The sequence below is a fragment of the Haemophilus sp. THUN1690 genome (genome assembly GCF_059704375.1).
Genome location: NZ_AP046582.1, coordinates 407112 through 433405, shown reverse-complemented (window position 1 = coordinate 433405; position 26294 = coordinate 407112). Strand labels below are relative to the sequence as shown.

The 26294-nt window shown below is 40.1% G+C and carries 18 protein-coding genes, 1 tRNA gene and 3 rRNA genes; 4 read left to right on the top strand and 18 right to left on the bottom strand.

Features of this window, described 5'->3' with window-relative positions:
* Window positions 1-170 precede the first annotated feature (170 nt).
* Together rnb and AC6H22_RS02075 are read right to left on the bottom strand one after the other, a co-directional pair.
* Window positions 171-2150: an exoribonuclease II gene (rnb, locus tag AC6H22_RS02080; protein ID WP_497515254.1), complete on the bottom strand. Its 1980-nt coding sequence runs from the start codon at window positions 2148-2150 to the stop codon at window positions 171-173.
* A gap of 66 nt (window positions 2151-2216) precedes the next feature.
* Window positions 2217-3005, bottom strand: coding sequence for an SDR family oxidoreductase (locus AC6H22_RS02075; protein WP_049365990.1), 789 nt, complete (start codon window positions 3003-3005; stop codon window positions 2217-2219).
* Between the two features lie 177 nt (window positions 3006-3182).
* Between AC6H22_RS02075 and prfC the strand changes: the two genes are divergently transcribed.
* Window positions 3183-4766 (top strand): peptide chain release factor 3, encoded by a 1584-nt coding sequence (gene prfC / locus AC6H22_RS02070; protein ID WP_032825701.1) that lies wholly within the window; start codon window positions 3183-3185, stop codon window positions 4764-4766.
* 85 nt (window positions 4767-4851) lie between these two features.
* Here the strand turns inward: prfC and AC6H22_RS02065 are convergent, their stop codons facing one another.
* From AC6H22_RS02065 to gmk, 13 genes are all read right to left on the bottom strand, one after another.
* Window positions 4852-5085 carry a YgjV family protein gene (locus AC6H22_RS02065; protein ID WP_005628380.1) on the bottom strand — a complete coding sequence of 78 codons (234 nt, stop codon included), beginning with the start codon at window positions 5083-5085 and terminating at the stop codon, window positions 4852-4854.
* 437 nt (window positions 5086-5522) lie between these two features.
* Window positions 5523-5852, bottom strand: coding sequence for a branched-chain amino acid transporter permease (locus AC6H22_RS02060; protein WP_005629158.1), 330 nt, complete (start codon window positions 5850-5852; stop codon window positions 5523-5525).
* Complete coding sequence (gene azlC, locus AC6H22_RS02055) at window positions 5849-6583, bottom strand: azaleucine resistance protein AzlC (protein WP_046953548.1); 735 nt, start codon at window positions 6581-6583, stop codon at window positions 5849-5851. The genes AC6H22_RS02060 and azlC overlap by 4 nt, the downstream gene beginning before the upstream one ends.
* A gap of 9 nt (window positions 6584-6592) precedes the next feature.
* Entirely contained in the window at window positions 6593-7522 is a 930-nt protein-coding gene (locus tag AC6H22_RS02050) for a LysR family transcriptional regulator (protein ID WP_005629156.1), read from the bottom strand.
* A 157-nt stretch (window positions 7523-7679) separates the two neighbouring features.
* Window positions 7680-7795 (bottom strand): 5S ribosomal RNA (gene rrf, locus AC6H22_RS02045).
* A 118-nt stretch (window positions 7796-7913) separates the two neighbouring features.
* Window positions 7914-10812: ribosomal RNA gene (locus tag AC6H22_RS02040) — 23S ribosomal RNA — on the bottom strand.
* Between the two features lie 269 nt (window positions 10813-11081).
* Window positions 11082-11157, bottom strand: a tRNA-Glu gene (locus tag AC6H22_RS02035).
* Between the two features lie 117 nt (window positions 11158-11274).
* Window positions 11275-12814 (bottom strand): 16S ribosomal RNA (locus AC6H22_RS02030).
* The 16S, 23S and 5S rRNA genes sit together here with 1 tRNA gene alongside, the layout of an rRNA operon.
* Window positions 12815-13148: 334 nt before the next feature.
* Window positions 13149-13958 (bottom strand): glutamate racemase, encoded by an 810-nt coding sequence (gene murI, locus AC6H22_RS02025; protein ID WP_118817444.1) that lies wholly within the window; start codon window positions 13956-13958, stop codon window positions 13149-13151.
* 29 nt (window positions 13959-13987) lie between these two features.
* Window positions 13988-16069, bottom strand: coding sequence for an ATP-dependent DNA helicase RecG (gene recG / locus AC6H22_RS02020; RefSeq protein WP_118817443.1), 2082 nt, complete (start codon window positions 16067-16069; stop codon window positions 13988-13990).
* A complete protein-coding gene (gene spoT, locus AC6H22_RS02015; RefSeq protein WP_118817442.1) occupies window positions 16066-18180 on the bottom strand; it encodes a bifunctional GTP diphosphokinase/guanosine-3',5'-bis pyrophosphate 3'-pyrophosphohydrolase in 2115 nt (704 codons plus the stop codon). The genes recG and spoT overlap by 4 nt, the downstream gene beginning before the upstream one ends.
* Window positions 18181-18252: 72 nt before the next feature.
* Complete coding sequence (gene rpoZ, locus AC6H22_RS02010; RefSeq protein WP_046953508.1) at window positions 18253-18519, bottom strand: DNA-directed RNA polymerase subunit omega; 267 nt, start codon at window positions 18517-18519, stop codon at window positions 18253-18255.
* 62 nt (window positions 18520-18581) lie between these two features.
* Entirely contained in the window at window positions 18582-19208 is a 627-nt protein-coding gene (gene gmk, locus AC6H22_RS02005) for a guanylate kinase (protein ID WP_118817441.1), read from the bottom strand.
* Between the two features lie 250 nt (window positions 19209-19458).
* Here gmk and gap point away from each other — a divergent pair, with 250 nt between their 5' ends.
* Both gap and AC6H22_RS01995 read left to right on the top strand, forming a co-directional pair.
* Window positions 19459-20478, top strand: coding sequence for a type I glyceraldehyde-3-phosphate dehydrogenase (gene gap / locus AC6H22_RS02000; protein ID WP_005634934.1), 1020 nt, complete (start codon window positions 19459-19461; stop codon window positions 20476-20478).
* Window positions 20479-20670: 192 nt separating this feature from the next.
* The gene (locus tag AC6H22_RS01995; RefSeq protein WP_118817440.1) at window positions 20671-22479 is read left to right on the top strand and encodes an AMP-dependent synthetase/ligase; all 1809 of its coding nucleotides are present in this window, start codon (window positions 20671-20673) and stop codon (window positions 22477-22479) included.
* Window positions 22480-22516: 37 nt separating this feature from the next.
* On the opposite strand, the gene AC6H22_RS01990 is transcribed toward AC6H22_RS01995, so the two are convergent.
* From AC6H22_RS01990 to AC6H22_RS01980, 3 genes are read right to left on the bottom strand one after another with little or no spacing between them, the layout of a single operon-like run.
* Window positions 22517-23302, bottom strand: a complete 786-nt coding sequence (locus AC6H22_RS01990; protein WP_192885348.1) for a Cof-type HAD-IIB family hydrolase — start codon at window positions 23300-23302, stop codon at window positions 22517-22519.
* An 18-nt stretch (window positions 23303-23320) separates the two neighbouring features.
* Entirely contained in the window at window positions 23321-23785 is a 465-nt protein-coding gene (gene ybeY / locus AC6H22_RS01985) for an rRNA maturation RNase YbeY (RefSeq protein WP_046953512.1), read from the bottom strand.
* 1 nt (window position 23786) lies between these two features.
* Window positions 23787-24869, bottom strand: a complete 1083-nt coding sequence (locus AC6H22_RS01980) for a PhoH family protein (RefSeq protein ID WP_118817438.1) — start codon at window positions 24867-24869, stop codon at window positions 23787-23789.
* A gap of 362 nt (window positions 24870-25231) precedes the next feature.
* Between AC6H22_RS01980 and AC6H22_RS01975 the strand changes: the two genes are divergently transcribed.
* Complete coding sequence (locus tag AC6H22_RS01975) at window positions 25232-26230, top strand: iron ABC transporter substrate-binding protein (RefSeq protein ID WP_118817437.1); 999 nt, start codon at window positions 25232-25234, stop codon at window positions 26228-26230.
* Window positions 26231-26294: the final 64 nt, after the last annotated feature.

Sequence of the window (26294 nt, the reverse complement as noted above, 5' to 3'; positions counted from 1 at the left end):
ATCAATTATTTAGAACACAAAAAGGTATTGTAAACAGGATAATTTGGTATGCTTTATGCTTAATTACACTTCATAACTTTTGGATAAAAAGTGCGGTGTAAACTAAGAAAGTTTTTAAAAAGAAAAAACCGATTTTCAATCACTGAAAACCGGTTTAAAGAAGAACAATTTTATTGAACGATTTCGCCGACAATACTGCGCGTTAATTCTTTCACTTCCGTAAGTTTCACTTTCACAATATCACCTATTTTGTAAATACACTCACCTTTAATATAAAGGGCAATCTCATCAGAATTTACCTGCATTTCGTCTTTATTATTATGTAAAGTTGAAGCAGGTATAAACATTGAGGCGCCATTTTCTAATAATTGCACACGTAATCCACCACGCATCACATCTTGCACCTCTGCATCAAATTCAGCATTTTCTGCGACTTTATCAGCAAGATAGCGACAATATAACCAGTCTGCGATATCACGTTCAACCAAGCGATTTTGGCGGCGTGCTTCTTGTAAATGGGCCAGCACCTCATCTTGTGGCTTATTACAAGTTTGTTGTGTCAATACTGCTTTAATTAAACGATGGTTCACCATATCAGAATATTTACGAATTGGAGATGTCCATGTCGCATACCCTTCTAAACCAAGACCAAAGTGCGGTGCTAATTCCGATTTAAATTCAGCGAAAGTTAAATAACGACGTAAACGGAATTCTAAATAATCGCCTTCAATCGGTTCAATATCGTGGCGCATTTGGCAATAACCGTTTAATGTTGCCAAATTTTCTACCGAATAACGCTCCGCAAGTTCAGCTTGGTTTTGTTCATTGGCTAAATTTGCCATTAAGAAATTGTGCGCATTCTCTAAGAATTTCTTATCAAAACCGCTATGCGTATTGAAAATACCAGTTTGTGCTTGTTCGTCTAAGAATTGTGCAGCACAGATATTGGCAATAATCATGGATTCTTCCACAATTTGATTTGCAATACGACGATATTCTGCTTTGATTTCTGCCACTTTGCCATTTTCAGCGAGCACAAAAGAATAATCCGGTTTTTCTTTAAATAACAAAGAATGAGTCTTACGCCATTGAATGCGTGCTCTAGTAAATTGATGTAACCAATTAATTTGTTGTGTAATTTCTGATGTTTCGGGCTGCCATGCGTTATCTGCCTGTTCTAAATAATCCGACACTTTGTTGTAAGCCAATTTCGCTTTAGATTGAATATAAGCCGAAACAAAATGCGGTTTAGCCGTGATATTGCCTTCAAGATCCGTTTCGATATAACAAACAAGGGCTGGACGCGTTTCATTTGCGATTAACGAACATAATTCATCAGATAATTCGCGTGGCAACATTGGGATGTTAAAGCCTGGTAAATAATTGGTGAAACAACGCTGTTTCGCATCTTTTTCAATTTGAGAATCTAATGCAATATAAGCGGTTGGATCCGCAATCGCGACAACTAATTTCCAACCTGTTTGTTCACCATTTTGTTCGATAGGCTCGATATATAAGGCATCGTCCATATCCATTGTGCTTTCAGAGTCAATCGTCACAAAATGAAGTGCGGTCAGATCTTCACGGGTTTGCTGATCTAACATTTCATAACTTTCAGTGCCTTGCACAGGATAACGAGACTGGTCATGACGTGCCAATGTTACCCACCAAGGGGCAAATTCATCATCAGCTCGGCAAATAAACTGATTAATAGTAGCATAGAAAAAGCGATCATCACGTAATGGGTGAGTTTTTAAATTAGCAACCACCCAATCGCCCTCTTGTAATTCTTCTTTTACATATTTAGCTTGTTGTGCGCCAATCGGTTGGTTAATGCTTGGGTGATCAACCAAGACTTGCAATTTCTTATCTTTATTGAACCGCACTTTTGCAATGAAACGCGTCAACATTGGCTCAATTAAGGATTCCGGCTCGGCTTGTTCTTTATCACCTTGCTTTTCAATGGTGGCTTTGATTTTGTCACCGTGCATGACTTTTTTCATTGCCGGTGGGGCAATAAAGTAGCTTTTTTTATCGCACTCTAAAAAACCATAAGCTTTATCAGTACTTTTTACCACGCCTTCAACGTGTTCTTTGCTGTCGTGAATTTGTTGCTTAAGTTGTGCGAGTAATGGATTATCTTGGAACATAGTTATATTTAAAAAAAGAGAAAAGGCAGACTGAAAAGCCTGCCTAAAAATAGATTGTACGAAAAATTATTCTTCGCCTAATTCGCCCATTGCGGTGATGCTGAAACCTGCATCTACGTGAACGATTTCACCAGTGATACCCGATGCTAAATCAGAGCATAAGAATGCTGCTGAGTTACCCACATCTTCGATAGTCACAGTGCGGCGTAATGCTGCGGTTTTCTCAAATGCAGAAAGCATTTTCTTGAGGTTTTTAATACCTGATGCTGCTAAGGTACGGATTGGACCCGCAGAAATCGCATTCACACGAATACCTTCTTTACCTAAATCCGCTGCCATTACGCGAGTTGCCGCTTCAAGAGACGCTTTCGCTAAACACATGACGTTGTAGTTAGGAATTGCACGCTCTGCACCTAAGTAAGAAAGGGTTAATAATGCAGCGTTTGGATTTAAGTAAGGACGTGCTGCTTGTGCCATAGCAACGAAGCTGAATGCACTGATATCGTGAGCGATACGGTAGCCTTCACGAGTTGCTGCGTTTACGTAATCACCATCTAATTGGTCGCCTGGTGCGAATGCGATAGCGTGTACGAAACCATCAAATTTTTCCCAACGTTTGCTTAATTCAGCAAAGCAGTTTTGGATGCTTTCATCGGTCGCTACGTCTAAAGGAAGGACGATGTCAGAACCAAATTCTTTTGCAAATTCTTCTACGCGTGGTTGTAATTTATCGTTTAAATAAGTGAAAGCAAGTTCAGCGCCTTGTTCTTTCATTGCTTTTGCAATCCCGTAAGCAATAGAACGATTGCTTGCAAGACCGGTTACTAAAATGCGTTTACCTGTTAAGAAACCCATAATTTTTCCTATATTGTTAGCGTAAAAAACTTGCGTAGTATAAGCGAAAATTTGTCTTTGTACAACGCAGACCAATTTTTCTAAAAAACCAACCGCACTTTATTTACAAATTCGTTTGAGCAAAAACCTAAAATCAGCGAAAATAGCCCACATTTTTAATTGAACGAAGAAGAAACAATGAGTTATCCATTAGAAGAAGTTAATAAACGCCGCACTTTTGCAATTATTTCTCACCCCGATGCAGGTAAAACAACCATCACCGAAAAAGTACTTTTATACGGAAATGCGATTCAAACAGCAGGTTCTGTAAAAGGCAAAGGCTCGACTGCGCATGCCAAATCCGACTGGATGGAAATGGAAAAACAACGTGGAATTTCGATTACCACTTCCGTAATGCAATTTCCTTATAACGATTGCTTGGTGAACTTACTTGATACCCCGGGGCACGAAGATTTCTCTGAAGATACTTACCGCACTTTAACTGCTGTAGATAGCTGTTTAATGGTTATCGACTCCGCAAAAGGGGTTGAGGAACGTACAATTAAACTAATGGAAGTAACTCGCTTACGTGATACGCCAATCATCACCTTCATGAACAAACTCGACCGTGATATTCGCGATCCGATGGAATTGTTAGATGAAGTAGAAAATATTCTGAAAATTCGTTGTGCGCCAATTACATGGCCGATTGGTTGCGGAAAATTATTTAAAGGCGTTTATCATATCGCTAAAGATGAAACCTATCTTTATCAATCCGGTCAAGGCTCAACCATTCAAGAAGTTCGCATTGTCAAAGGTTTAAATAGCCCAGAATTAGATGCCGCTGTTGGCGATGATTTAGCACAACAACTTCGCGATGAATTGGAATTAGTGCAAGGCGCAAGTAATGAATTTGAACATGATGCCTTTATTAAAGGTGAACTTACACCAGTATTTTTCGGGACAGCATTAGGTAACTTCGGTGTGGATCATTTCCTTGATGGTTTAACACAATGGGCACCAAAACCAAAATCTCGTCAAGCAGATATAAGAACGGTCGAAAGTTCAGAAGAAAAATTCTCTGGTTTCGTATTTAAAATTCAAGCTAATATGGATCCAAAACACCGCGACCGTGTTGCCTTTATGCGCGTCGTTTCAGGCAAATATGAAAAAGGAATGAAACTAAAACATGTTCGAATTGGTAAAGATGTAGTGATTTCTGACGCACTCACCTTTATGGCTGGCGACCGTGCTCACGCCGAAGAAGCTTACGCTGGTGATATTATTGGTTTACATAATCACGGCACGATCCAAATTGGCGATACCTTTACGCAAGGTGAAACCTTAAAATTTACCGGTATTCCAAACTTTGCGCCTGAGCTATTCCGCCGTATTCGCTTGAGAGATCCACTCAAACAAAAACAATTACTTAAAGGTTTAGTACAACTTTCAGAAGAAGGTGCTGTTCAGGTATTTCGCCCATTAATGAATAACGATTTAATTGTAGGTGCGGTGGGTGTCTTGCAGTTTGATGTGGTGGTTTCTCGTCTAAAAACTGAATATAACGTAGAAGCGATTTATGAAAATGTGAACGTTGCAACCGCACGCTGGGTGGAATGTGCCGATGCGAAAAAATTCGAAGAATTTAAACGCAAAAATGAGCAAAATTTAGCTTTAGATGGTGGAGATAACTTAACCTATATTGCGCCAACAATGGTAAATCTGAATTTAGCTCAAGAACGTTATCCTGATGTCGTTTTTTACAAAACTCGTGAACATTAAAACGACATTAAAACGACAAAGTGCGGTGAAATTTCACCGCACTTTTCCAGAAAAAAGCGTTGAAATTTAATTCAACGCTTTTCTTTTATTTAGAGACTTTTTCTTGTCTTAATCGCCAAAGTTGATAAACATTCACAACGGCTAAAAATGCATTTAATAATGCAACAGGATAGGCGGCGATAATTACGCTATAGATAACAAATAAAATTGCTCCAATGCTGTTCACTATGCGTAAATGTACGATAGATTTAAACAAAAACGATACTGCAACAAAAAAGGTTGCGATATAACCCAATAATTCAACTAAATTCAATTCCATAATTCTGTTCTCTTCAATTAAAAATAAAAACGGGCGCCATGATAAAAGATTTTTAAAACAAGGAAAAGATCAGAAAAAAAAGCAACCGATTGCAAGCTGAAATTATTTTTTCTTATCAAAAATAAAGGTATTTTCACCATCATTAGTGCATAAAAAGCCGGAGACGAGTACGCACATCTAAATTTTGGGAGCTTATCCAATTTGGGGGAATTAGATAACATTAGCTCGCTCAACACGCACTTTGTTACCGGCTAAATTCTTTTAAGAATCCTGATGGTAATGCTATGAACAAGAAAGAAATTTAATAAAACGAGGTTCTATCTTTTATAATAACTAGAATTCCAATTTCTATTATTCTAGAAATTGGATTGATTATAAACTATGAAGTAACTTTAGATTCAAGAGGATTATAGAGAAATGAAAGTTATGATTTTATTCTAAATAAAGACAAGTTGTACTAAAAGCATATAGAAAAGCGTACCAACAGCAATAGATAGAAACATATTTTTCTTCCAAAAATGCAACCCTAGCACCACTATGCCTGCAAGAAAATCAGGGATACCATGATAACCAGTTAAAACATCAACATTCTTATAGCAATAAACTACAAGCATACCAAACATAGCTGGAGGTAAAACTTTCCCAAGATAGCGAATATATTGTGGAATCGGACGATTGGCTGGGAAGACAAAAAATGGCAATAAGCGCGTAAATTGCACCGTAAGCACACAAATTCCAATCGTCATAATCTGTTCTGTAAGTGTCATTTTAGTGACTCCAATTTTGTGTCTAATTTAGGTCCACGCATAGTTAGAATTAACCAGATACCAATTAATGTTGGAATTAAAAAATATTCTTTGCCTACAATCAGTAAAAAAGCCAATGCAATCCCTAAACCTAAGAGAGAGCTTTCATGGGATTTTTCCTTTATCCAATTTTCTGCAAAAATGACTAAGAAAAGAGCGGTCATAGAGAATTCCACACCTTTTAAATCAAAAGGTAAAACAGAGCCAAATAAGTTACCAATTGCAGCACCAACCACCCAATAAATATGCAAATATAAGCTGACAAAAAACATATACCAACCTTTATCTAAGTGCTGTGGAATTTTGGCCATATAATTTAAAGAAAAAGATTCATCTACAAGGGTAGTAATTAAATACCAACGTTTATGACCGATATGTACCCCATATTTTTCTAACATTGATATGCCATAGAAAATCTGACGAGTACTGATCATTAAGGTAATTAATAACACACTGATAGGAGAAAAAGGTGCAATAAGTGCCCCTGCAGCAATAAACTCAACCGAACCGGCATAAATAAGTAAAGCCATAAAAGTAGGATATAAAAATCCGAAACCAAGTGCCTTCATATAAATACCGTATGCCACACCAAGAAATAGAAATCCGGCAATCATTGGCGCACTATAAGGAAAAGCTGCTTTAGCCGCCGCACTAATTGGGTGAGGCTGCTGATTTTGTTGAGAAAAATTCATTTATTACTTCTATAAATCTAAAACGGATAGCCCTGGTAAAGTTGAAAAACTTTGAGCTTTTACGGTTTGATAAAAATCTTCTAAATAAGAAAGGGATTCATCTTCTTTGCGAATAGCCGCATATAGATTGCTATATAAACCCTCTTTTGTGACTTTTCTTGCTACGACATAACCCTTTTCCAAATAAGGCAACGCAGCCCAATAAGGGATAGTCGCAATACCACGACGACTCGCTACTAATTGAATCATAGCAATAGTCAATTCAGTTGTGCGGCGAGTAGGATTAATGCCTTTTGGTTTAAGCACTTTACGCAATAGATCTAACATATCATCAGGAACTGGGTAAGTTACCCAGGTTTCATACGCAAAATCTTCCGCGTCCCAAATGTCTTTTTCAGCTAAAGGGTGATCTTTTGAGCAAATTCCAACCATCTCATAAGAAAAGAGCGGTTTAAAAATTACATCATCATTATGCTCTACTTCTGATACTATCGCCCAATCTGCTCGGTGAGAAAGTAATAAACCAACAGGATCCGTATGAAAACCAGATACAATATCTAACTCAACTAGCCCCCAATGCCGACGGAATTCATCCATAGCAGGCATTAACCAATCAAAACAAGTATGACATTCCACAGCTATTCTCAGCTGCCCCGCATCACCATGTTTAACGCGTGCAAGATCACGTTCAGCATCAACAACTTTTGGCATCACTTCATTAGCAAGACGAATTAAACGCTCTCCTGCCGAAGTAAAACGAAGTGGATTACTTTTACGCTCAAACAAAGGTAAACCAAACTGTTCTTCTATTAATTTAATTTGGTGAGAAAGGGCTGATTGGGTTAAATATACTCGCTTTGCTGCCAAAGAAACGCTCCCTGTCTCTTTTAAGGCTAATAAAGTTTTAAGATGTCTAAATTCTAGAAAGGTTGGTTTCATTAAAAATATTCATACAAAATAGAAAATTAGATGATAGATATAATACCTTAAAATACGAAATATTCGAATTAATATTCTATAGATAAACAAAAACCCCATACCTTTCGATACGGGGTTCTTCTTTTTTATTTAATTTAACTTAGATAAGTATTTGGTAACCTGGCGGTGCCCTACTCTCACATGGGGAAGCCCCACACTACCATCGGCATTACAGCGTTTCACTTCTGAGTTCGGTATGGTGTCAGGTGGTTCCACCGCACTATCGCCGCCAGGATAATTCTTTGATAACGTTTATTTTAAATTCTATCTATGTTCTTCATTGGCCACAAGCTGAACGTTTAGTTAATTTCTTTTTCTTTCACTCTGTTTTCCAAAAACACTTGAGCGTTGTATAGTTAAGCCTCTCGGGCAATTAGTATGCGTTAGCTCAATGTATCACTACACTTACACACCGCACCTATCTACGTCTTAGTCTTAAACAACCCTTACAGATTTATAATCTGGGAGAACTCATCTCTTGGCAAGTTTCGTGCTTAGATGCTTTCAGCACTTATCTCTTCCGCACTTAGCTACCCGGCAATGCGTCTGGCGACACAACCGGAACACCAGTGGTGCGTCCACTCCGGTCCTCTCGTACTAGGAGCAGCCCCAACCAATTCTCCAACGCCCACGGCAGATAGGGACCGAACTGTCTCACGACGTTCTAAACCCAGCTCGCGTACCACTTTAAATGGCGAACAGCCATACCCTTGGGACCTACTTCAGCCCCAGGATGTGATGAGCCGACATCGAGGTGCCAAACACCGCCGTCGATATGAACTCTTGGGCGGTATCAGCCTGTTATCCCCGGAGTACCTTTTATCCGTTGAGCGATGGCCCTTCCATTCAGAACCACCGGATCACTATGACCTACTTTCGTACCTGCTCGACTTGTCTGTCTCGCAGTTAAGCTTGCTTATACCATTGCACTAACCTCACGATGTCCGACCGTGATTAGCAAACCTTCGTGCTCCTCCGTTACTCTTTGGGAGGAGACCGCCCCAGTCAAACTACCCACCAGACACTGTCCGAGACCGCGTTCCGCAATCTTCGTTAGAACATCAAACGTTAAAGGGTGGTATTTCAAGGACGACTCCATAATCACTGGCGTGACTACTTCTAAGTCTCCCACCTATCCTACACATCAAAATTCAATGTTCAGTGTCAAGCTATAGTAAAGGTTCACGGGGTCTTTCCGTCTAGCCGCGGGTACACCGCATCTTCACGGCGATTTCAATTTCACTGAGTCTCGGGTGGAGACAGCCTGGCCATCATTATGCCATTCGTGCAGGTCGGAACTTACCCGACAAGGAATTTCGCTACCTTAGGACCGTTATAGTTACGGCCGCCGTTTACTGGGGCTTCGATCAGGAGCTTCTCTTTCGATTACACCATCAATTAACCTTCCAGCACCGGGCAGGCATCACACCCTATACGTCCACTTTCGTGTTTGCAGAGTGCTGTGTTTTTAATAAACAGTTGCAGCCAGCTGGTATCTTCGACCGGTTCAACCTTCGCCCGCGAGGGACTACAATCTACGCCGGCGCACCTTCTCCCGAAGTTACGGTGCTATTTTGCCTAGTTCCTTCACCCGAGTTCTCTCAAGCGCCTGAGTATTCTCTACCTGACCACCTGTGTCGGTTTTCAGTACGGTTTAGATAAACCTGAAGCTTAGTGGCTTTTCCTGGAAGTGTGGTATCGGTTACTTCAGCTCCGTAGAGCCTCGTCATCATCTCTCAGTGTTTAATAGAAGTCCGGATTTGCCTAAACTTCCCACCTACCAACTTAAACGCACATATCCAACAGTGCGATAACCTAACCTGCTCCGTCCCCACATCGCAGTTTATCCAAGTACAGGAATATTAACCTGTTTCCCATCGACTACGCTTTTCAGCCTCGCCTTAGGGGCCGACTCACCCTGCCCCGATTAACGTTGGACAGGAACCCTTGGTCTTCCGGCGAACGGGTTTTTCACCCGTTTTATCGTTACTTATGTCAGCATTCGCACTTCTGATACGTCCAGCAGCCCTCTCGAGCCACCTTCATCCGCTTACAGAACGCTCCCCTACCCAACAGACTTACGTCTGATGCCGCAGCTTCGGTGCTATATTTGAGCCCCGTTACATCTTCCGCGCAGGCCGACTCGACTAGTGAGCTATTACGCTTTCTTTAAATGATGGCTGCTTCTAAGCCAACATCCTAGCTGTCTAAGCCTTCCCACTTCGTTTCCCACTTAATATAGACTTTGGGACCTTAGCTGGCGGTCTGGGTTGTTTCCCTCTCCACGACGGACGTTAGCACCCGCCGTGTGTCTCCTGAGTATCACTCTTTGGTATTCGTAGTTTGCATCGGGTTGGTAATCCGGGATGGACCCCTAGCCGAAACAGTGCTCTACCCCCAAAGGTGTCCGCTCAAGGCTCTACCTAAATAGATTTCGGGGAGAACCAGCTATCTCCCGGTTTGATTGGCCTTTCACCCCCAGCCACAAGTCATCCGCTAATTTTTCAACATTAGTCGGTTCGGTCCTCCAGTTAGTGTTACCCAACCTTCAACCTGCCCATGGCTAGATCACCGGGTTTCGGGTCTATACCTTGCAACTAGACGCCCAGTTAAGACTCGGTTTCCCTTCGGCTCCCCTATTCGGTTAACCTCGCTACAAAATATAAGTCGCTGACCCATTATACAAAAGGTACGCAGTCACCCTTTCAGGCTCCCACTGCTTGTACGTACAAGGTTTCAGGTTCTATTTCACTCCCCTCACCGGGGTTCTTTTCGCCTTTCCTTCACAGTACTGGTTCACTATCGGTCAATCAGGAGTATTTAGCCTTGGAGGATGGTCCCCCCATCTTCAAACAGGATATCACGTGTCCCGCCCTACTTATCGTTAACTTAGTACCACAGCCTGGATGTCGAGTACGGGGCTATCACCCTGTGTCGCTAAGCTTCCCAGCTTATTCCTCTATCTCTGCTGCTATCATTAACAGGCTCTTTCGCTTTCGCTCGCCGCTACTGACGAAATCTCGGTTGATTTCTTTTCCTCGGGGTACTTAGATGTTTCAGTTCTCCCGGTTTGCCTCACCTACCTATGTATTCAGTAAGTGATAGTAGATTCTTCATCTACTGGGTTTCCCCATTCGGATATCTTGGATTAAACGCCTCTTATCGACTCATCCAAGCTTTTCGCAGATTAGCACGTCCTTCTTCGCCTCTGATTGCCAAGGCATCCACCTTGTACGCTTAGTCACTTAACTATACAACCTCAAATGTTTTCAATCACTTTAAGTTTTCACTTGAAAGTGCGGTCAATTTGATGCGTATCTTCATTCAACTAAACACTTGATTGCTTTTGTTCAATCAAGATTTTATGCAAAACAGGTTTTATTTTTAGATTTCCCTTTTCAGTTCCCTCTTTCACTTTCCTGCCTTGCCTACTCAGACTTTCTCTCGAAAATCTCTTGTTTTCAGCTTGTTTCCAATTTTTTAAAGAACAGTAAGATAATCTAACAAAGTTATCTTTAATTGGCGTCCCCACGGGGATTCGAACCCCGGTTACCGCCGTGAAAGGGCGATGTCCTAGGCCTCTAGACGATGGGGACATCAATTAAAGATACTCTATCTTATTCTTATCTTTCAACGTTGCTTTCGCTTCGTTTCAAATCTTGTCTACAACAATCAGCCAATCTGTGTGAGCACTCGCTGTCTCTCGTCTTTGGTAAGGAGGTGATCCAACCGCAGGTTCCCCTACGGTTACCTTGTTACGACTTCACCCCAGTCATGAATCATACCGTGGTAAACGCCCTCCAAAAGGTTAAGCTATCTACTTCTGGTACAACCCACTCCCATGGTGTGACGGGCGGTGTGTACAAGGCCCGGGAACGTATTCACCGCGACATTCTGATTCGCGATTACTAGCGATTCCGACTTCATGGAGTCGAGTTGCAGACTCCAATCCGGACTTAGACGTACTTTCTGAGATTCGCTCCACCTCGCAGTTTCGCCACCCTCTGTATACGCCATTGTAGCACGTGTGTAGCCCTACTCGTAAGGGCCATGATGACTTGACGTCATCCCCACCTTCCTCCAGTTTATCACTGGCAGTCTCCTTTGAGTTCCCGACCAAATCGCTGGCAACAAAGGATAAGGGTTGCGCTCGTTGCGGGACTTAACCCAACATTTCACAACACGAGCTGACGACAGCCATGCAGCACCTGTCTCATGGTTCCCGAAGGCACTCCCGTATCTCTACAGGATTCCATGGATGTCAAGAGTAGGTAAGGTTCTTCGCGTTGCATCGAATTAAACCACATGCTCCACCGCTTGTGCGGGCCCCCGTCAATTCATTTGAGTTTTAACCTTGCGGCCGTACTCCCCAGGCGGTCGATTTATCACGTTAGCTACGGGCACCAAGCTTTAAGCCCAATCCCCAAATCGACAGCGTTTACAGCGTGGACTACCAGGGTATCTAATCCTGTTTGCTCCCCACGCTTTCGCACATGAGCGTCAGTACATTCCCAAGGGGCTGCCTTCGCCTTCGGTATTCCTCCACATCTCTACGCATTTCACCGCTACACGTGGAATTCTACCCCTCCCTAAAGTACTCTAGTTACCCAGTCTGAAATGCAATTCCCAGGTTAAGCCCGGGGCTTTCACACCTCACTTAAATAACCGCCTGCGTGCCCTTTACGCCCAGTTATTCCGATTAACGCTCGCACCCTCCGTATTACCGCGGCTGCTGGCACGGAGTTAGCCGGTGCTTCTTCTGTATTTAACGTCAATGATGTCTACTATTAGCACACATCCCTTCCTCAATACCGAAAGAACTTTACAACCCGAAGGCCTTCTTCATTCACGCGGCATGGCTGCGTCAGGGTTCCCCCCATTGCGCAATATTCCCCACTGCTGCCTCCCGTAGGAGTCTGGACCGTGTCTCAGTTCCAGTGTGGCTGGTCATCCTCTCAGACCAGCTAGAGATCGTCGGCTTGGTAGGCCTTTACCCCACCAACTACCTAATCCCACTTGGGCTCATCTTATGGCATGTGGCCCGAAGGTCCCACACTTTAATCTTTCGATATTACGCGGTATTAGCTACAGTTTCCCGTAGTTATCCCCCTCCATAAGCCAGATTCCCAAGCATTACTCACCCGTCCGCCACTCGTCAGCAAGAAAGCAAGCTTTCTCCTGCTACCGTTCGACTTGCATGTGTTAAGCCTGCCGCCAGCGTTCAATCTGAGCCATGATCAAACTCTTCAATTCAAGTTCAATCGCTCAATAAACTGCTTAGCTATAAATAAAACACTACTTAAAAAAGTAATTATGAATTTTCAGTTAAGCACCTATTAAGACTTCAAAATTAAAAATATTTTAAAACAAGTCAATCAACAAGTGCCCACACAGATTGTCTGATATATTGTTAAAGAGCAAAAAACAACGACGCACTTGTAAACTTAAATACTTCACAACAGTGCGTCGTTGTGTGCGGTGCATTATAGGGATTTTCAAATCCCTTGCAAGTACTTTTTTGTAAAAATATTTAAAAAAATGATCTTTTGAATAAAGTTAATACAAAAAGGTCTATTTAACATCAATTTTAGTCTATTTTTATTACATCTAAAGATTCAAATCCCCATAGGTGTAAAGCTTTTTTAAATTGAGATTCTTCAGAAAAATGGTCGGTACAAAACATTTGATTATATTTTTCACCTTGAGCACGTATACTTTTACCATCGAGCAAATATTTTATCCGCTTAGCAATCGCCGCGCCAGGATCCATAAAATATTTAATTTGTGGCAAGCACAAGTGAATTTCATCTTTGATGAGTGGAAAGTGAGTACAACCTAAAACTAATGTATCCAAATCTGCCATGTCTGCCCACAGAGATAACTCATCTTTTAAACTAATTAGATCAACGGAATGACCACGAATTTTTTGCTCCGCAATTTCTACTAATTTTGTTGTTCCCAATCTCTCAACAACACAATCTTGCGCAAATTTATCAATCAAATCATCTACATAATGACGTTTTACAGTACCTTTTGTAGCTAATAAACCAATATGTTTTGTCTTTGTCATTTCTGATGCAGGTTTAATAGCGGGTACAGTCCCAACGATAGGAATATCAAAAGCAGCTCGCAAAGGAGGAAGTACAACTGTACTCGCTGTATTGCAAGCTATCACAATTGCATCTAATGGATAACGTTGATTAATAAGTTGGCAAACTGCTAAAGTGCGGTGAATAATACTTTCTTCTTCACGTTCTGAATAAGGGAAACCGGCATTATCGAAACAATAGAGATAATGCCAATTTGGTAATAATTTTTTGGCTTCACGATATACGCTAAACCCACCCACTCCAGAGTCAAAAAAAAGTACAGTTGGGCGTTTTTCTTTTTTATCCATTTAAAACTCTTTGAAAATTGACCGCACTTTTAAGCGTTCGAGTAAATCTCTTTATTATTTAACCAACGACGAATCAGACTTTCCGCTAGATCTGGGTATTTTTGGATAAGTGATTTCGCATAAAATTGCACCGTTGGTATCATTTTTCTATCTCGCATTAAATTTGCTACTCGCAATTCAGCAATGCCCGTTTGTTTCGTTCCAAGTACTTCACCTGGCCCACGAATTTCTAAGTCTTTTTCCGAAATAACAAACCCATCTTGGCTATCTCGTAGCACTTGCAAACGTTTTTGCGAAACTTTGCCTAGAGGAGGTTTATACATTAGTACACAAAAAGAAGCCGTACTGCCTCGACCGACGCGCCCTCGTAACTGATGAAGTTGTGATAAACCTAAACGCTCTGCATTTTCAATAATCATCAAACTCGCATTCGGAACATCAACACCCACTTCGATTACTGTCGTTGCCACCAATAAATCCAATTCTGCATTTTTAAAACGCATCATGACATCTTGTTTTTCTTGTGGTTTCATCCGCCCGTGCACTAACCCAATATTTAACATAGGTAATGCCTTAGTTAGATCTTCCCAAATCGCTTCAGCTGCTTGAGCTTCTAAAACCTCTGATTCATCAATTAACGTACACACCCAATAGGCTTGGCGTTTTTCATTAACACAAGCGTTTTTTACACGCATCACAATTTCAGCGCGACGTTCTTCAGAAACCACCACTGTTGTTATAGGCGTACGACCGGGAGGCAATTCATCAATAATTGATGTATCCAAATCGGCATAGACAGTCATTGCTAACGTTCTTGGTATCGGCGTGGCCGTCATAATTAACTGATGGGGATAAAATCCCGCTTTTTCGCCTTTCTCACGCAACATTAATCGTTGATGCACCCCAAAACGGTGTTGTTCATCAATAATCACTAATGCTAAGTCAGAAAACTCGACTTCTTCTTGGAATAAAGCATGCGTTCCCACCACCATTTGCACCGCACCAGTTTTAATTTTTTCAAGCTCTGCTTGTCTTGATTTTCCTTTTACTTTACTGGCTAACCAACCAACTTCAATACCGAAAGGCTCAAACCACCGTCTAAAATTATTCGCATGCTGTTCTGCTAGTATTTCTGTTGGCGCCATTAAGGCGACTTGTTTGCCATTATCAATTGCCGTTAAAGCAGCCAATGCAGCAACCAATGTTTTTCCCGAGCCGACATCCCCTTGCACTAAGCGCATCATCGGATAATCTTTGATAAGATCTTGTTCAATATCCGACACGACTCGTTTTTGCGCATTAGTTGGTTGAAATGGCAAGGTGGCTAAAAATCGCTGTTTTAAATCTGTTTGATAATGTAGCGGTAAGGCAGAAAATTGCTGCGTTCCTAACCGCACTTTTTGCATAGCTAAATTATGCGCCAGCAGCTCTTCAAAGATTAAGCGCTGTTGCGCAGGATGCTTACCTTGCTCTAACATTTCTAATGAAATGTCGGGCGGCGGACGATGCAATAATCGTAATGCCTCTTTTAAGCTATATTGATGTGGATTAAATTCATTAGGCAAAATTTCTGCAATCTGAACTTTGTCGAGCAATGCCAAAGCCTGATCCGTTAATTTTCGTAATGAATTTTGTTTGAGCCCTTCCGTCGTAGAATAAATCGGCGTTAGCGTTTCTTCCAATACAATAGGCGCATTATCTCGCACAATTTGATATTCTGGATGATGAATTTCTGGCATATGGCGACCACGTTTCACTTCGCCAAAAGCCTTTACTCGCACACCAACTTGAAAACTATTACGCATTCCCGCATTAAAATTGAAAAAACGTAACATAATTTTCGATGTGCCGTCTGACAAACTCACAGACAGAATCGGGCGACGGCCAAAAGCGACTTCACTGGTTTGTACAATTCCTTCAATGGTAAAATATTGTTCGGGGCGGAGATTAGCGATTGGCGTAATTCGCGTACGATCTTCATAGCGAATAGGTAAATGAAAGAGTAAATCTTGCAGGTTGTGAATGCCGATTTTAGCCAGTTTATTAGAAATGGCCGCACCAACACCAGAGAGGCTGGTCAAAGGTACGGCATCAAGAAGTTCAAGGCTCATAGCTCATTAATATTACGTTTGACATTAACGACGCCAGTGATGCCTTTAATGCGATGAACGATATTGGCAAGGTGTTTGATATCTTTTACACAAACCTGCAAAATCACAAGCAATAAATTGTTCTCTAATTCTTCCGTCCAAATATTTTGAAGACTGCTTTCGCTCGCAGAAATTGCAGTCATTAAACTAAGCAAGGCATTCTGCTCATTCAATATTTCTATTTGTAATTCAGCCTCAAAATTCACCGCACTTTGAACATTATCCCATTTAGCCAGCGATTGGCGACAAGCATTTTTCAAACTTGCACAATGTTGATGGTGTACCACAACGGTATTTTTTTCTGTACAACATCCCACAATAGGATCACCTGGGATTGGATGGCAACATTGAGCAAATTGTGTTTTACCCACTTGCATTGGTGCAATAGTGAGTATTTTTGATTCAAATTCAAAATTCTGAGTATTAGAAGATTCTAATGGCACGCCCACAAATTGATGTGCAATGATGGAGGCAGACTGATTGCCTAAACCAATTTCTCGTAATAATTCATCTAAAGAAGAAAGCGCTAAAGCATCTAATACAGTTCTAATTTGTTGAATAGAAAAATCACCTAAATTATGAGGCTGTAATGCTGCATTAAGTTCAACTTCACCTAATTTCACTGCATCCTCTTCACAACGCTGTTTGAGGTAATGGCGAATCCGTGTTTTCGCACGAGCCGTTACCACGAAATTTAACCATGCGGCTTCAGGATGCGCATTTGGATCGGTGATGATATTGACCGTTTGACCAGACTCAAGGGCTTGTGAAAGCGGATAAGGTTTACGCTCAACACTCACGCCAACACAAGTATTCCCCACATCTGAATGCACAGCATAAGCGAAATCCACGGCCGTTGCGCCCATTGGCAATTCAACAATTCGACCTTTTGGCGTAAAAACATAAATCTCTTTAGGAAAAAATTCTGATTTTACATTCTCAATAAACTCAAACGAATTACCTACACTTTGTTGAATTTCGACCAAACTTTGCAGCCAACGTTGCGCGCGAATTTGTGCGGTTGTACTGTCGTTTTTACCATTTTCTTTATAAACCCAATGAGCAGTAATGCCCATTTCGGCGACTTGTTCCATATCCTCTGTATGGATATGAACTTCTACGGGAACACCTTTCGGCCCAATCATTGAAGTTTGCAAAGATTGATAGCCATTTGCTTTAGGTACCGCGATATAATCCTTTACTCGGCCAGGGCGTGGCTTATAAAGATTATGCATTTGTCCCAAAACGCGATAACAATCATCAACATTTTTCACAATCACACGGAACGCATAAATATCCATAATAGAGTGGAATTCTTGATCCTTTATGCGCATTTTTTGATAGATCTTGTAAAGGTGTTTTTCACGCCCCCACACTCGGGCAAAAATTCCTGCGTTTTCTAACCGCACTTTAATCTCTTGTGAAATACGTTCGATTAAATCTTGTCGATTACTCCGCGCCACATCAATGAGTTTTTTCAACACCTCATAACGATGTGGATGCATTGCTTGAAAAGATAAGTCTTCTAATTCATTTTTGATATGCTCAATACCTAAACGATGAGCAAGCGGACAATAAATTTCAAGCGTTTCTTTCGCAATACGGCGGCGTTTATCTGGTCGTAACGAACCAAGCGTGCGCATATTATGCGTGCGGTCAGCAAGCTTGATTAACACAACACGAATATCACGCGTCATCGCCAAAATCATTTTGCGAAAATTCTCGACTTGTGCTTCTTGGCGAGTACGAAATTTCAACTTATCGAGTTTTGATACACCGTCCACGATTTCAGCCACACTGGCACCGAACTCTTCTTTCAGTTGTTCTTCCGTATAAGGTGTATCTTCAATAACATCGTGCAATAGCGCAGCCATTACCGCTTCGTGATCTAAGTGAAGTTGAGCAATAATGGAGGCTACCGCCACAGGATGGGTAATGTAAGGTTCGCCGCTGGAGCGAAATTGTCCTTCGTGCGCATCTCTTGCAATCACAAACGCACGCTTGATGAGTTCAATTTTATCTGCGGGCAAATACCCTTGAATAATTCGATCTAAATCCGCAAACAGTTCCAAAGGAGACCTACTTATCGTTGAAAGAGAAAGTGCGGTTAAAATATCGTGATTTTTTACCGCACTTTTAAAAGATTATTCTGTAATTAATGCAATAGCTGCTTCTTCCGTTTCTTGCACTTTCGCCATTTCTTGGAATTCTTGTGCATCCATAATATCTTGATTAATCAAACCTTTTTCGATTTCACGCAATGCGATTACTGTTGGTTTGTCATTATCTTCTGGCACTAACGGTGCACTTTGATTAAGTTGTAATTGTCTTGCACGACGAGCAGCCGTTAAAATTAAATCAAAACGGTTACCAATTTTTTCTACCGCATCTTGCACTGTAACACGAGCCATAATTTACTCCGATTTGTCAAAAATTACTCTATTGAAAGGGCGCTATAATACTCAATTTCGCCCTATTTTGCTAGTAGCTGTTGAATTAACATTGCATTTTGTTTTTGTTGATAATCTTTAGTTAAGCGTTCCGATTGCAAAATACTTTGCAAATCTTTTAATGCTTTCTCAAAATCATCATTCACAATGACATAATCATATTCGTCATAATGCGAAATTTCACTTATCGCTTTTGACATTCGTTCAGCGATAACCTCTTCACTATCTTGCCCACGACCAATTAAACGACGCTCTAATTCAGGCAATGAAGGCGGTAAAATAAAAATGCTTTTTACTGAAGGCACTTTTTTACGGATTTGTTGGGTGCCCTGCCAATCAATATCTAAAAATACATCAATGCCTTTTGCTAAATTTTCTTCAATCGCAGGTAAAGAGGTTCCATAATAATTGCCACCAAAAACTTTGGCATATTCTAGAAATAAATCTTGCTCAATGAGTGATTCAAACTCTTCTTTTGATACAAAATAATAGTGTACACCTTCAACTTCACCTGGACGTGGGGCACGTGTCGTATGTGATACAGACACCATTTTTTGAGTTGAGCTATCTAATGCCAATAACGCTGAAATTAATGAAGATTTTCCTGCACCACTTGGTGCAGATAAAATATAAAGATTACCTTGGGACATAGATCATTTAACCTTTTCTAACAATTTCAGTCTATTATGCAGATTTCTCTATAAAAAATCATCAAAAGTGCGGTGATTTTTTACGGTACTTTTTCATTCTAATGATGATTTGATATAGATCACAAAAAAGTGGTAGGGTTTATAGTTTTATAAAAATGCTCGTGCTATACTCTGTGTGCTGTCTTACTGAGTGAGCAGTATTACTCAAAGCAAACAGATTTGTTTAACTTAAATAAAAGGTGAAAATCTTATGGCAATTAAAATTGGTATCAATGGTTTTGGTCGTATCGGCCGTATCGTATTCCGTGCGGCACAACACCGTGATGACATCGAAGTTGTAGGTATTAACGACTTAATCGACGTTGAATACATGGCTTATATGTTGAAATATGATTCAACTCACGGTCGTTTCGACGGTACTGTTGAAGTGAAAGATGGTAACTTAGTGGTTAATGGTAAAACTATCCGTGTAACTGCAGAACGTGATCCAGCAAACTTAAACTGGGGTGCAATCGGTGTTGATATCGCTGTTGAAGCGACAGGTTTATTCTTAACTGATGAAACTGCTCGTAAACACATCACTGCAGGCGCGAAAAAAGTTGTATTAACTGGTCCATCTAAAGATGCAACCCCTATGTTCGTTCGTGGTGTAAACTTCAACGCATACGCAGGTCAAGATATCGTTTCTAACGCATCTTGTACAACAAACTGTTTAGCTCCTTTAGCACGTGTTGTTCATGAAACTTTCGGTATCAAAGATGGTTTAATGACCACTGTTCACGCAACGACTGCAACTCAAAAAACTGTGGATGGCCCATCAGCTAAAGACTGGCGCGGCGGCCGCGGTGCATCACAAAACATCATTCCATCTTCAACAGGTGCAGCGAAAGCAGTAGGTAAAGTATTACCTGCATTAAACGGTAAATTAACTGGTATGGCTTTCCGTGTTCCAACTCCAAACGTATCTGTTGTTGACTTAACTGTTAACCTTGAAAAACCAGCTTCTTACGATGCAATCAAACAAGCAATCAAAGACGCAGCTGAAGGTAAAACTTTCAATGGCGAATTAAAAGGCGTATTAGGTTACACTGAAGATGCGGTTGTTTCTACTGACTTCAACGGCTGTACTTTAACTTCTGTATTTGATGCAGATGCTGGTATCGCATTAACTGATTCTTTCGTTAAATTAGTATCTTGGTACGATAACGAAACTGGTTACTCAAACAAAGTATTAGACTTAGTAGCTCACATTTACAACTACAAAGGCTAATTAAAACTTTGAAAAAATTAACCGCTCTTCGGAGCGGTTTTTTATTATCTAGAATTTAGTTTACGATCTAAAAATGAACAAAGGATCACTAAGAATGATTTAAAACAATCAATATTCTTCTGGCTTTCATTCCTATTTAAGATTATATTAGCGCACAACCGTTCGCTCAATGAAATAAAAAATAGGGTTAATATGAATCTCGATCTCCATTTTGTCCATCGTATTCAACAACAAGCCAAAACTCGTGCAAATATGACCGCACTTCGCTATAAAGAACACAGCTTGTGGAGAGATATCTCTTGGAAAAACTTTCAAGAGCAACTCAATCAACTTTCTCGAGCATTGCTTGCTCACAATATTGACGTACAAGATAAAATCGCCATTTTTGCCCATAATATGGAACGTTGGACAATCGCTGACATTGCGACCTTACAAATTCGAGCAATCACAGTACCTATTTACGCAACCAATACAGCCCAGCAAGCAGAATTTATCCTAAATCACGCCGATGTAAAAATTCTATTTGTCGGCGATCAAGAGCAATACGATCAAGCATTGGAAATTGTTCATCATTGTCCACAATTACAAAAAATCGTGGCAATGAAATCCACCATTCAATTACAACAAGATCCTCTTTCTTGCACTTGGGAAAGTTTTATTGAAACAGGTTCAAACGCCCAACAAGATGAACTAACCCAACGCTTAAACCAAAAACAATTATCGGATTTATTTACGATTATTTATACATCAGGCACAACGGGAGAACCTAAAGGTGTCATGTTAGATTACGCTAATCTCGCTCACCAATTAGAAGCTCATGATCTTTCACTTAATGTGACAGATCAGGATATTTCACTTTCTTTCTTACCGTTCTCTCATATTTTTGAACGGGCATGGGCGGCTTATATTCTTCATAGAGGTGCAATACTTTGCTATTTAGAAGACACCAACCAAGTGCGGTCAGCTTTAACAGAAATTCGCCCAACTTTAATGTGTGCCGTCCCACGTTTTTACGAAAAAATTTATGCCGCCGTATTGGATAAAGTTCAAAAAGCACCAAAACTTCGCCAAATTATGTTCCATTGGGCAATTTCCGTAGGACAAAAACATTTTGATTTACGTGCGAATAACAAAACTATTCCATTCTTATTGAAAAAACAATTTGCTTTAGCGGATAAATTAGTGCTCTCAAAACTTCGCCAATTATTGGGTGGTCGTATAAAAATGATGCCTTGCGGAGGAGCTAAATTAGAACCTGCTATTGGGCTATTTTTCCATGCTATTGGTATCAACATAAAATTAGGCTATGGCATGACAGAAACAACTGCGACCGTTTCTTGCTGGCATGATTGCCAATTTAACCCAAATTCAATCGGCACACTGATGCCAAAAGCGGAAGTGAAAATTGGGGAAAACAATGAAATCCTCGTGCGTGGCGGAATGGTGATGAAAGGCTATTACAAGAAGCCAGAAGAAACGGCTCAAGCCTTCACAGAAGATGGTTTCTTAAAAACTGGCGATGCGGGAGAATTTGACGAAAAAGGTAATTTATTTATTACCGATCGCATTAAAGAATTAATGAAAACCTCAAACGGCAAATATATCGCGCCACAATATATCGAAAGCAAAATTGGTAAAGATAAATTTATCGAACAAATTGCGATTATCGCCGATGCAAAAAAATATGTATCTGCACTTATTGTACCTTGCTTTGATAGTTTGGAAGAATACGCTAAACAGATCAATATTAAATATCATGACCGTTTAGAATTATTAAAAAATTCTGAAATTCTAAAAATGTTTGAGCAACGTATTAATGCGGTGCAAAAAGAATTGGCTCATTTCGAGCAAGTAAAAAAATTCACACTACTTTCTCAAGCATTTAGCATTAAATTGGGTGAAATTACACCAACATTAAAATTACGTAGAAAAGTTATTTTAGAACGTTATCGTAAGCAAATTGAAGATATGTATAATTCAAAAGAATCAAAAAATTTATAACTAAAAGGCTCTCGTTTGAGAGCCTTTTTCTTGCTAATTATTCAGGAAATTTTTCTTCCAAAATTAATGCTAACCCATCTTCATTATTGGTCGCAGTGACTACATTTGCAGCTTGTTTAATTTCATCAGGTGCATTTCCCATTGCCACCCCAAGCCCAACATGTTCTAGCATATCCAGATCATTAAAGTTATCACCAAACGCAATCACCTCATTGGTTTTTACGCCAAAACAATCTTCCAAAAAACGCACCGCACTTCCTTTGGTTGCCCCCTTGTGCATCACCTCTAAAAAGTTAGCATGAGAACGACAAATACTCAGATGTGGAAATTTTTCCTTTAAAATAATTTCAATCTCAATGATTTCTTGTGCTTCCCCAATAATCTGAATTTTATGTGGCGAACGTGTTGCTACTTCATCAAAAGGATGAATCTCAATTTTGGTGACGCTGCGTTCATAAATCACCCATTTATTTTCTACGTCGCGAGCATGGCAATCATTATTTGTATAATAATTCACGCCAAGCAACGGATGATCCGCCAAAACGGCATTAATATCTAAAATATCTTTTGGTTCAATTTGTACGCTATAAATTGGTTCAAGATGTTGATTCAAAATAAGCGCGCCACTAAATGCAACAAGTACATTATTCGTTTCAAGCTGTTTCCAATAAGGCAAAATACCTAAAGGAGAACGCGCCGAAATTGGCACAAAAGGAATGCCATTCGCCGTTAAACGCTTAATTGCTGCAACAGTTCGAGGGGAAATGGTATGTTGAGAGGTTAATAAGGTGCCATCAAAATCACTAAATACCGCTTTATACATCATTACTCCGAATAAAGATTATTTCTCTGCTAGATAAGGATCATCAAAACCTAATCCTTGCATAATTTGGGTTTCTAAACTTTCCATTTCTTCAGCTTCATCGTCTTCAATATGATCATAACCGAGTAAATGTAAGCAACCATGCACGACCATATGCGCCCAATGCGCCATTAATGGTTTCTCTTGTTCTGCAGCTTCTCGCTCCACGACTTGATGGCAAATAACGAGATCCCCTAACAATGGCAACTCCACCTCATCGGGGCATTCAAATGGAAATGAAAGTACGTTAGTCGGGCGATCCTTGCCACGATAAGTTAAATTTAAGTCATGGCTTTCGGATTCATCCACAATACGAACCGTCATTTCAACTTCATCCCCTTCTGGTTGAACAGCAGCTGTTGCCCACTGCACAATCTGTTCTTCTGTTGGCAAACCCTCTATATTTTCTGTGGCAATTTGCAGATCAACGAATATACTTCCCATTTTACTCTCCTAAATTCTTTTCAATTTCTGACCGCTCTTTTTCACGTTCGGCTTTACGAAGCTCCGCTAATTCTTTGCGACGAATTTCATCTTGCACTTCCCATTCTTCGTATGCTTGCACGACTTTAGCCACCACCGGATGACGCACAATATCTTTGCTATCAAAATAGTTAAAACTTAATTCTGGTACTTTTTCCAACACTTCAATAGCATGGCGTAAACCAGATTTTGTGCTACGAGGTAAGTCAATTTGCGTAATATCGCCCGTAATCACAGCTTTAGAATTAAAACCAATACGGGTTAAAAACATTTTCATTTGCTCAACTGTCGTATTTTGGCTTTCATCTAAAATAATAAAACTATCATTAAGTGTACGCCCACGCATATAAGCCAAAGGCGCAATTTCAATAACATTACGTTCCATTAATTTTTGCACACGCTCAAAACCTAACATTTCAAACAAAGCATCATAAAGCGGGCGTAAATAAGGTTCGATTTTCTGACCTAAATCCCCTGGTAAAAAACCTAGCTTTTCGCCAGCTTCCACCGCAGGTCTCGTCAGTAAGACACGACGAATTTCTTGACGTTCTAAGGCTTCAACTGCAGCAGCAACAGCTAAGAATGTTTTCCCCGTTCCTGCTGGGCCAATACCAAAACTAATATCGTGAGTTAAAATATTATGCAAATATTGAACTTGATTTTCGCCTCGAGGTTTAATCACACCTCGTTTAGTTTTAATCGTTGTACTAAAAACATTATTTTCAGCACGGTTCGGTTCAGCTTGAGATAACATTCGGCTTTCTTGTAAAGCCATATGCACATCTTCCAAATCTAACTCTTTCACTTTACCTTTTACAGGCGCAGTTTCTACATATAAATCTTGGATTAATTTCACCGCACTTTTTATCAATTTTGCACGATGAGGTTTTGGCTCCTCTTCCACTGTATCAATATTAAAAGTGAAATTATGACGAGCAATGACAAGATTAAATTCTTTTTCGATAAGTTTTAGATGATCATCAAATGCACCACATAAAGATTGCAAACGTGCGTTATCTTGAGGTTCGAGAGTAAATGAAAGCATGAGGATACTAAGCTGGTGAAAATTGCGGTTATTCTAGCGTAATTACCACTTCATGGGAAATAATCATCACTTTGTTTTCTCCCCCATATCCTCTCTATAATATGCATGCTTAATTATATGACAAGTTGGATATATTATTATGACCTAACATAACCCTTACGACGAACTTAGATTACATCCAACCAGCCACACTATAAACAAAATTCAAAGCAATCAATCTATTGAAGGAGAGCTAACCGCTCTCCTGTTTCTTTGCCAAAAGAAAAATTGAGAATTATTTGCATTTGAATAAGTTTATAAATAGAATAAAGGCTATTCAAACTTAACTAAAACATTCATTCTCATAAAACAAGGAGTTTTCAATGACATTCAAATCTTTCAAAATTGCGACACTCGCTGCTGCACTTACATTCTCAGCAAGTAGCTTTGCCGACATTACCGTTTACAATGGCCAACATAAAGAAGCTGCAAAAGCCGTAGCTGATGCATTTACGCAAGAAACCGGCATCAAAGTCACTTTAAATAGTGCTAAAAGCGAACAGTTAGCTGGTCAACTTAAAGAAGAAGGCGATAAAAGCCCAGCCGATATATTCTATTCAGAACAAACATCTCCATTTGCCGCACTTTCTGAAGCAGGTTTATTAGAACCACTTTCAGCCAATACGATCAAACAAACCTCTCACCAAGGTGTACCAGTGGCGCCTAAAAAAGATTGGATTGCATTAAGTGGTCGTTCTCGTGTTGTGGTTTATGATCACACTAAATTATCTGAAAAAGATATGGAAAAATCAGTGCTTGATTACGCTACACCAAAATGGAAAGATAAAATCGGTTATGTACCAACCTCTGGTGCATTCTTAGAACAAGTTGTAGCTATTGTTAAACTAAAAGGCGAGAAAGTTGCGCTTAATTGGTTAAAAGGCTTAAAAGAAAATGGTAAACTTTACGCGAAAAACAGTGTTGCATTGCAAGCTGTTGAAAATGGCGAAGTACCTGCAGCCTTAATTAATAACTACTACTGGTATGCATTAGCAAAAGAAAAAGGCGCAGAAAACTTAAAAACTCGCTTGTACTTTATTCGTCATAAAGACCCTGGTGCATTAGTCACTTACTCTGGTGCTGCAATCTTAAAATCATCTAAAAATAAAGAAGAAGCGAAAAAATTCGTGGACTTCTTAGCAAGCAAAAAAGGTCAAGAAGCCTTAGTTGCTGTACGTGCAGAATATCCATTACGTACAGATGTGACTTCTCCATTCAATATGGAACCTTATGCTAAATTGCAAGCGCCGGTAGTTTCAGCAACTACTGCTCAAGATAAAGAACAAGCAAATAAATTAATTGAAGAAGCTGGTTTAAAATAAGCCCGCTAACGTCGCAACTGTATTTTCACTAAAAGTGGAGATACAGTTGCCACATATAAAGGAC

Excerpts from the sequence above, each read along its gene's own strand:
- AC6H22_RS02065 (WP_005628380.1), bottom strand. The coding sequence starts at position 5,085 with ATGGAATTGAATTTAGTTGAATTATTGGGTTATATCGCAACCTTTTTT.
- AC6H22_RS01980 (WP_118817438.1), bottom strand. The coding sequence starts at position 24,869 with ATGCTTTCATTTACTCTCGAACCTCAAGATAACGCACGTTTGCAATCT.
- rnb (WP_497515254.1), bottom strand. The coding sequence starts at position 2,150 with ATGTTCCAAGATAATCCATTACTCGCACAACTTAAGCAACAAATTCAC.
- AC6H22_RS02060 (WP_005629158.1), bottom strand. The coding sequence starts at position 5,852 with ATGACACTTACAGAACAGATTATGACGATTGGAATTTGTGTGCTTACG.
- AC6H22_RS01990 (WP_192885348.1), bottom strand. The coding sequence starts at position 23,302 with ATGTATAAAGCGGTATTTAGTGATTTTGATGGCACCTTATTAACCTCT.
- gmk (WP_118817441.1), bottom strand. The coding sequence starts at position 19,208 with ATGTCCCAAGGTAATCTTTATATTTTATCTGCACCAAGTGGTGCAGGA.
- recG (WP_118817443.1), bottom strand. The coding sequence starts at position 16,069 with ATGAGCCTTGAACTTCTTGATGCCGTACCTTTGACCAGCCTCTCTGGT.
- rpoZ (WP_046953508.1), bottom strand. The coding sequence starts at position 18,519 with ATGGCTCGTGTTACAGTGCAAGATGCGGTAGAAAAAATTGGTAACCGT.
- AC6H22_RS01995 (WP_118817440.1), top strand. The coding sequence starts at position 20,671 with ATGAATCTCGATCTCCATTTTGTCCATCGTATTCAACAACAAGCCAAA.
- murI (WP_118817444.1), bottom strand. The coding sequence starts at position 13,958 with ATGGATAAAAAAGAAAAACGCCCAACTGTACTTTTTTTTGACTCTGGA.
- ybeY (WP_046953512.1), bottom strand. The coding sequence starts at position 23,785 with ATGGGAAGTATATTCGTTGATCTGCAAATTGCCACAGAAAATATAGAG.
- AC6H22_RS02075 (WP_049365990.1), bottom strand. The coding sequence starts at position 3,005 with ATGGGTTTCTTAACAGGTAAACGCATTTTAGTAACCGGTCTTGCAAGC.
- gap (WP_005634934.1), top strand. The coding sequence starts at position 19,459 with ATGGCAATTAAAATTGGTATCAATGGTTTTGGTCGTATCGGCCGTATC.
- AC6H22_RS02050 (WP_005629156.1), bottom strand. The coding sequence starts at position 7,522 with ATGAAACCAACCTTTCTAGAATTTAGACATCTTAAAACTTTATTAGCC.
- azlC (WP_046953548.1), bottom strand. The coding sequence starts at position 6,583 with ATGAATTTTTCTCAACAAAATCAGCAGCCTCACCCAATTAGTGCGGCG.
- AC6H22_RS01975 (WP_118817437.1), top strand. The coding sequence starts at position 25,232 with ATGACATTCAAATCTTTCAAAATTGCGACACTCGCTGCTGCACTTACA.
- prfC (WP_032825701.1), top strand. The coding sequence starts at position 3,183 with ATGAGTTATCCATTAGAAGAAGTTAATAAACGCCGCACTTTTGCAATT.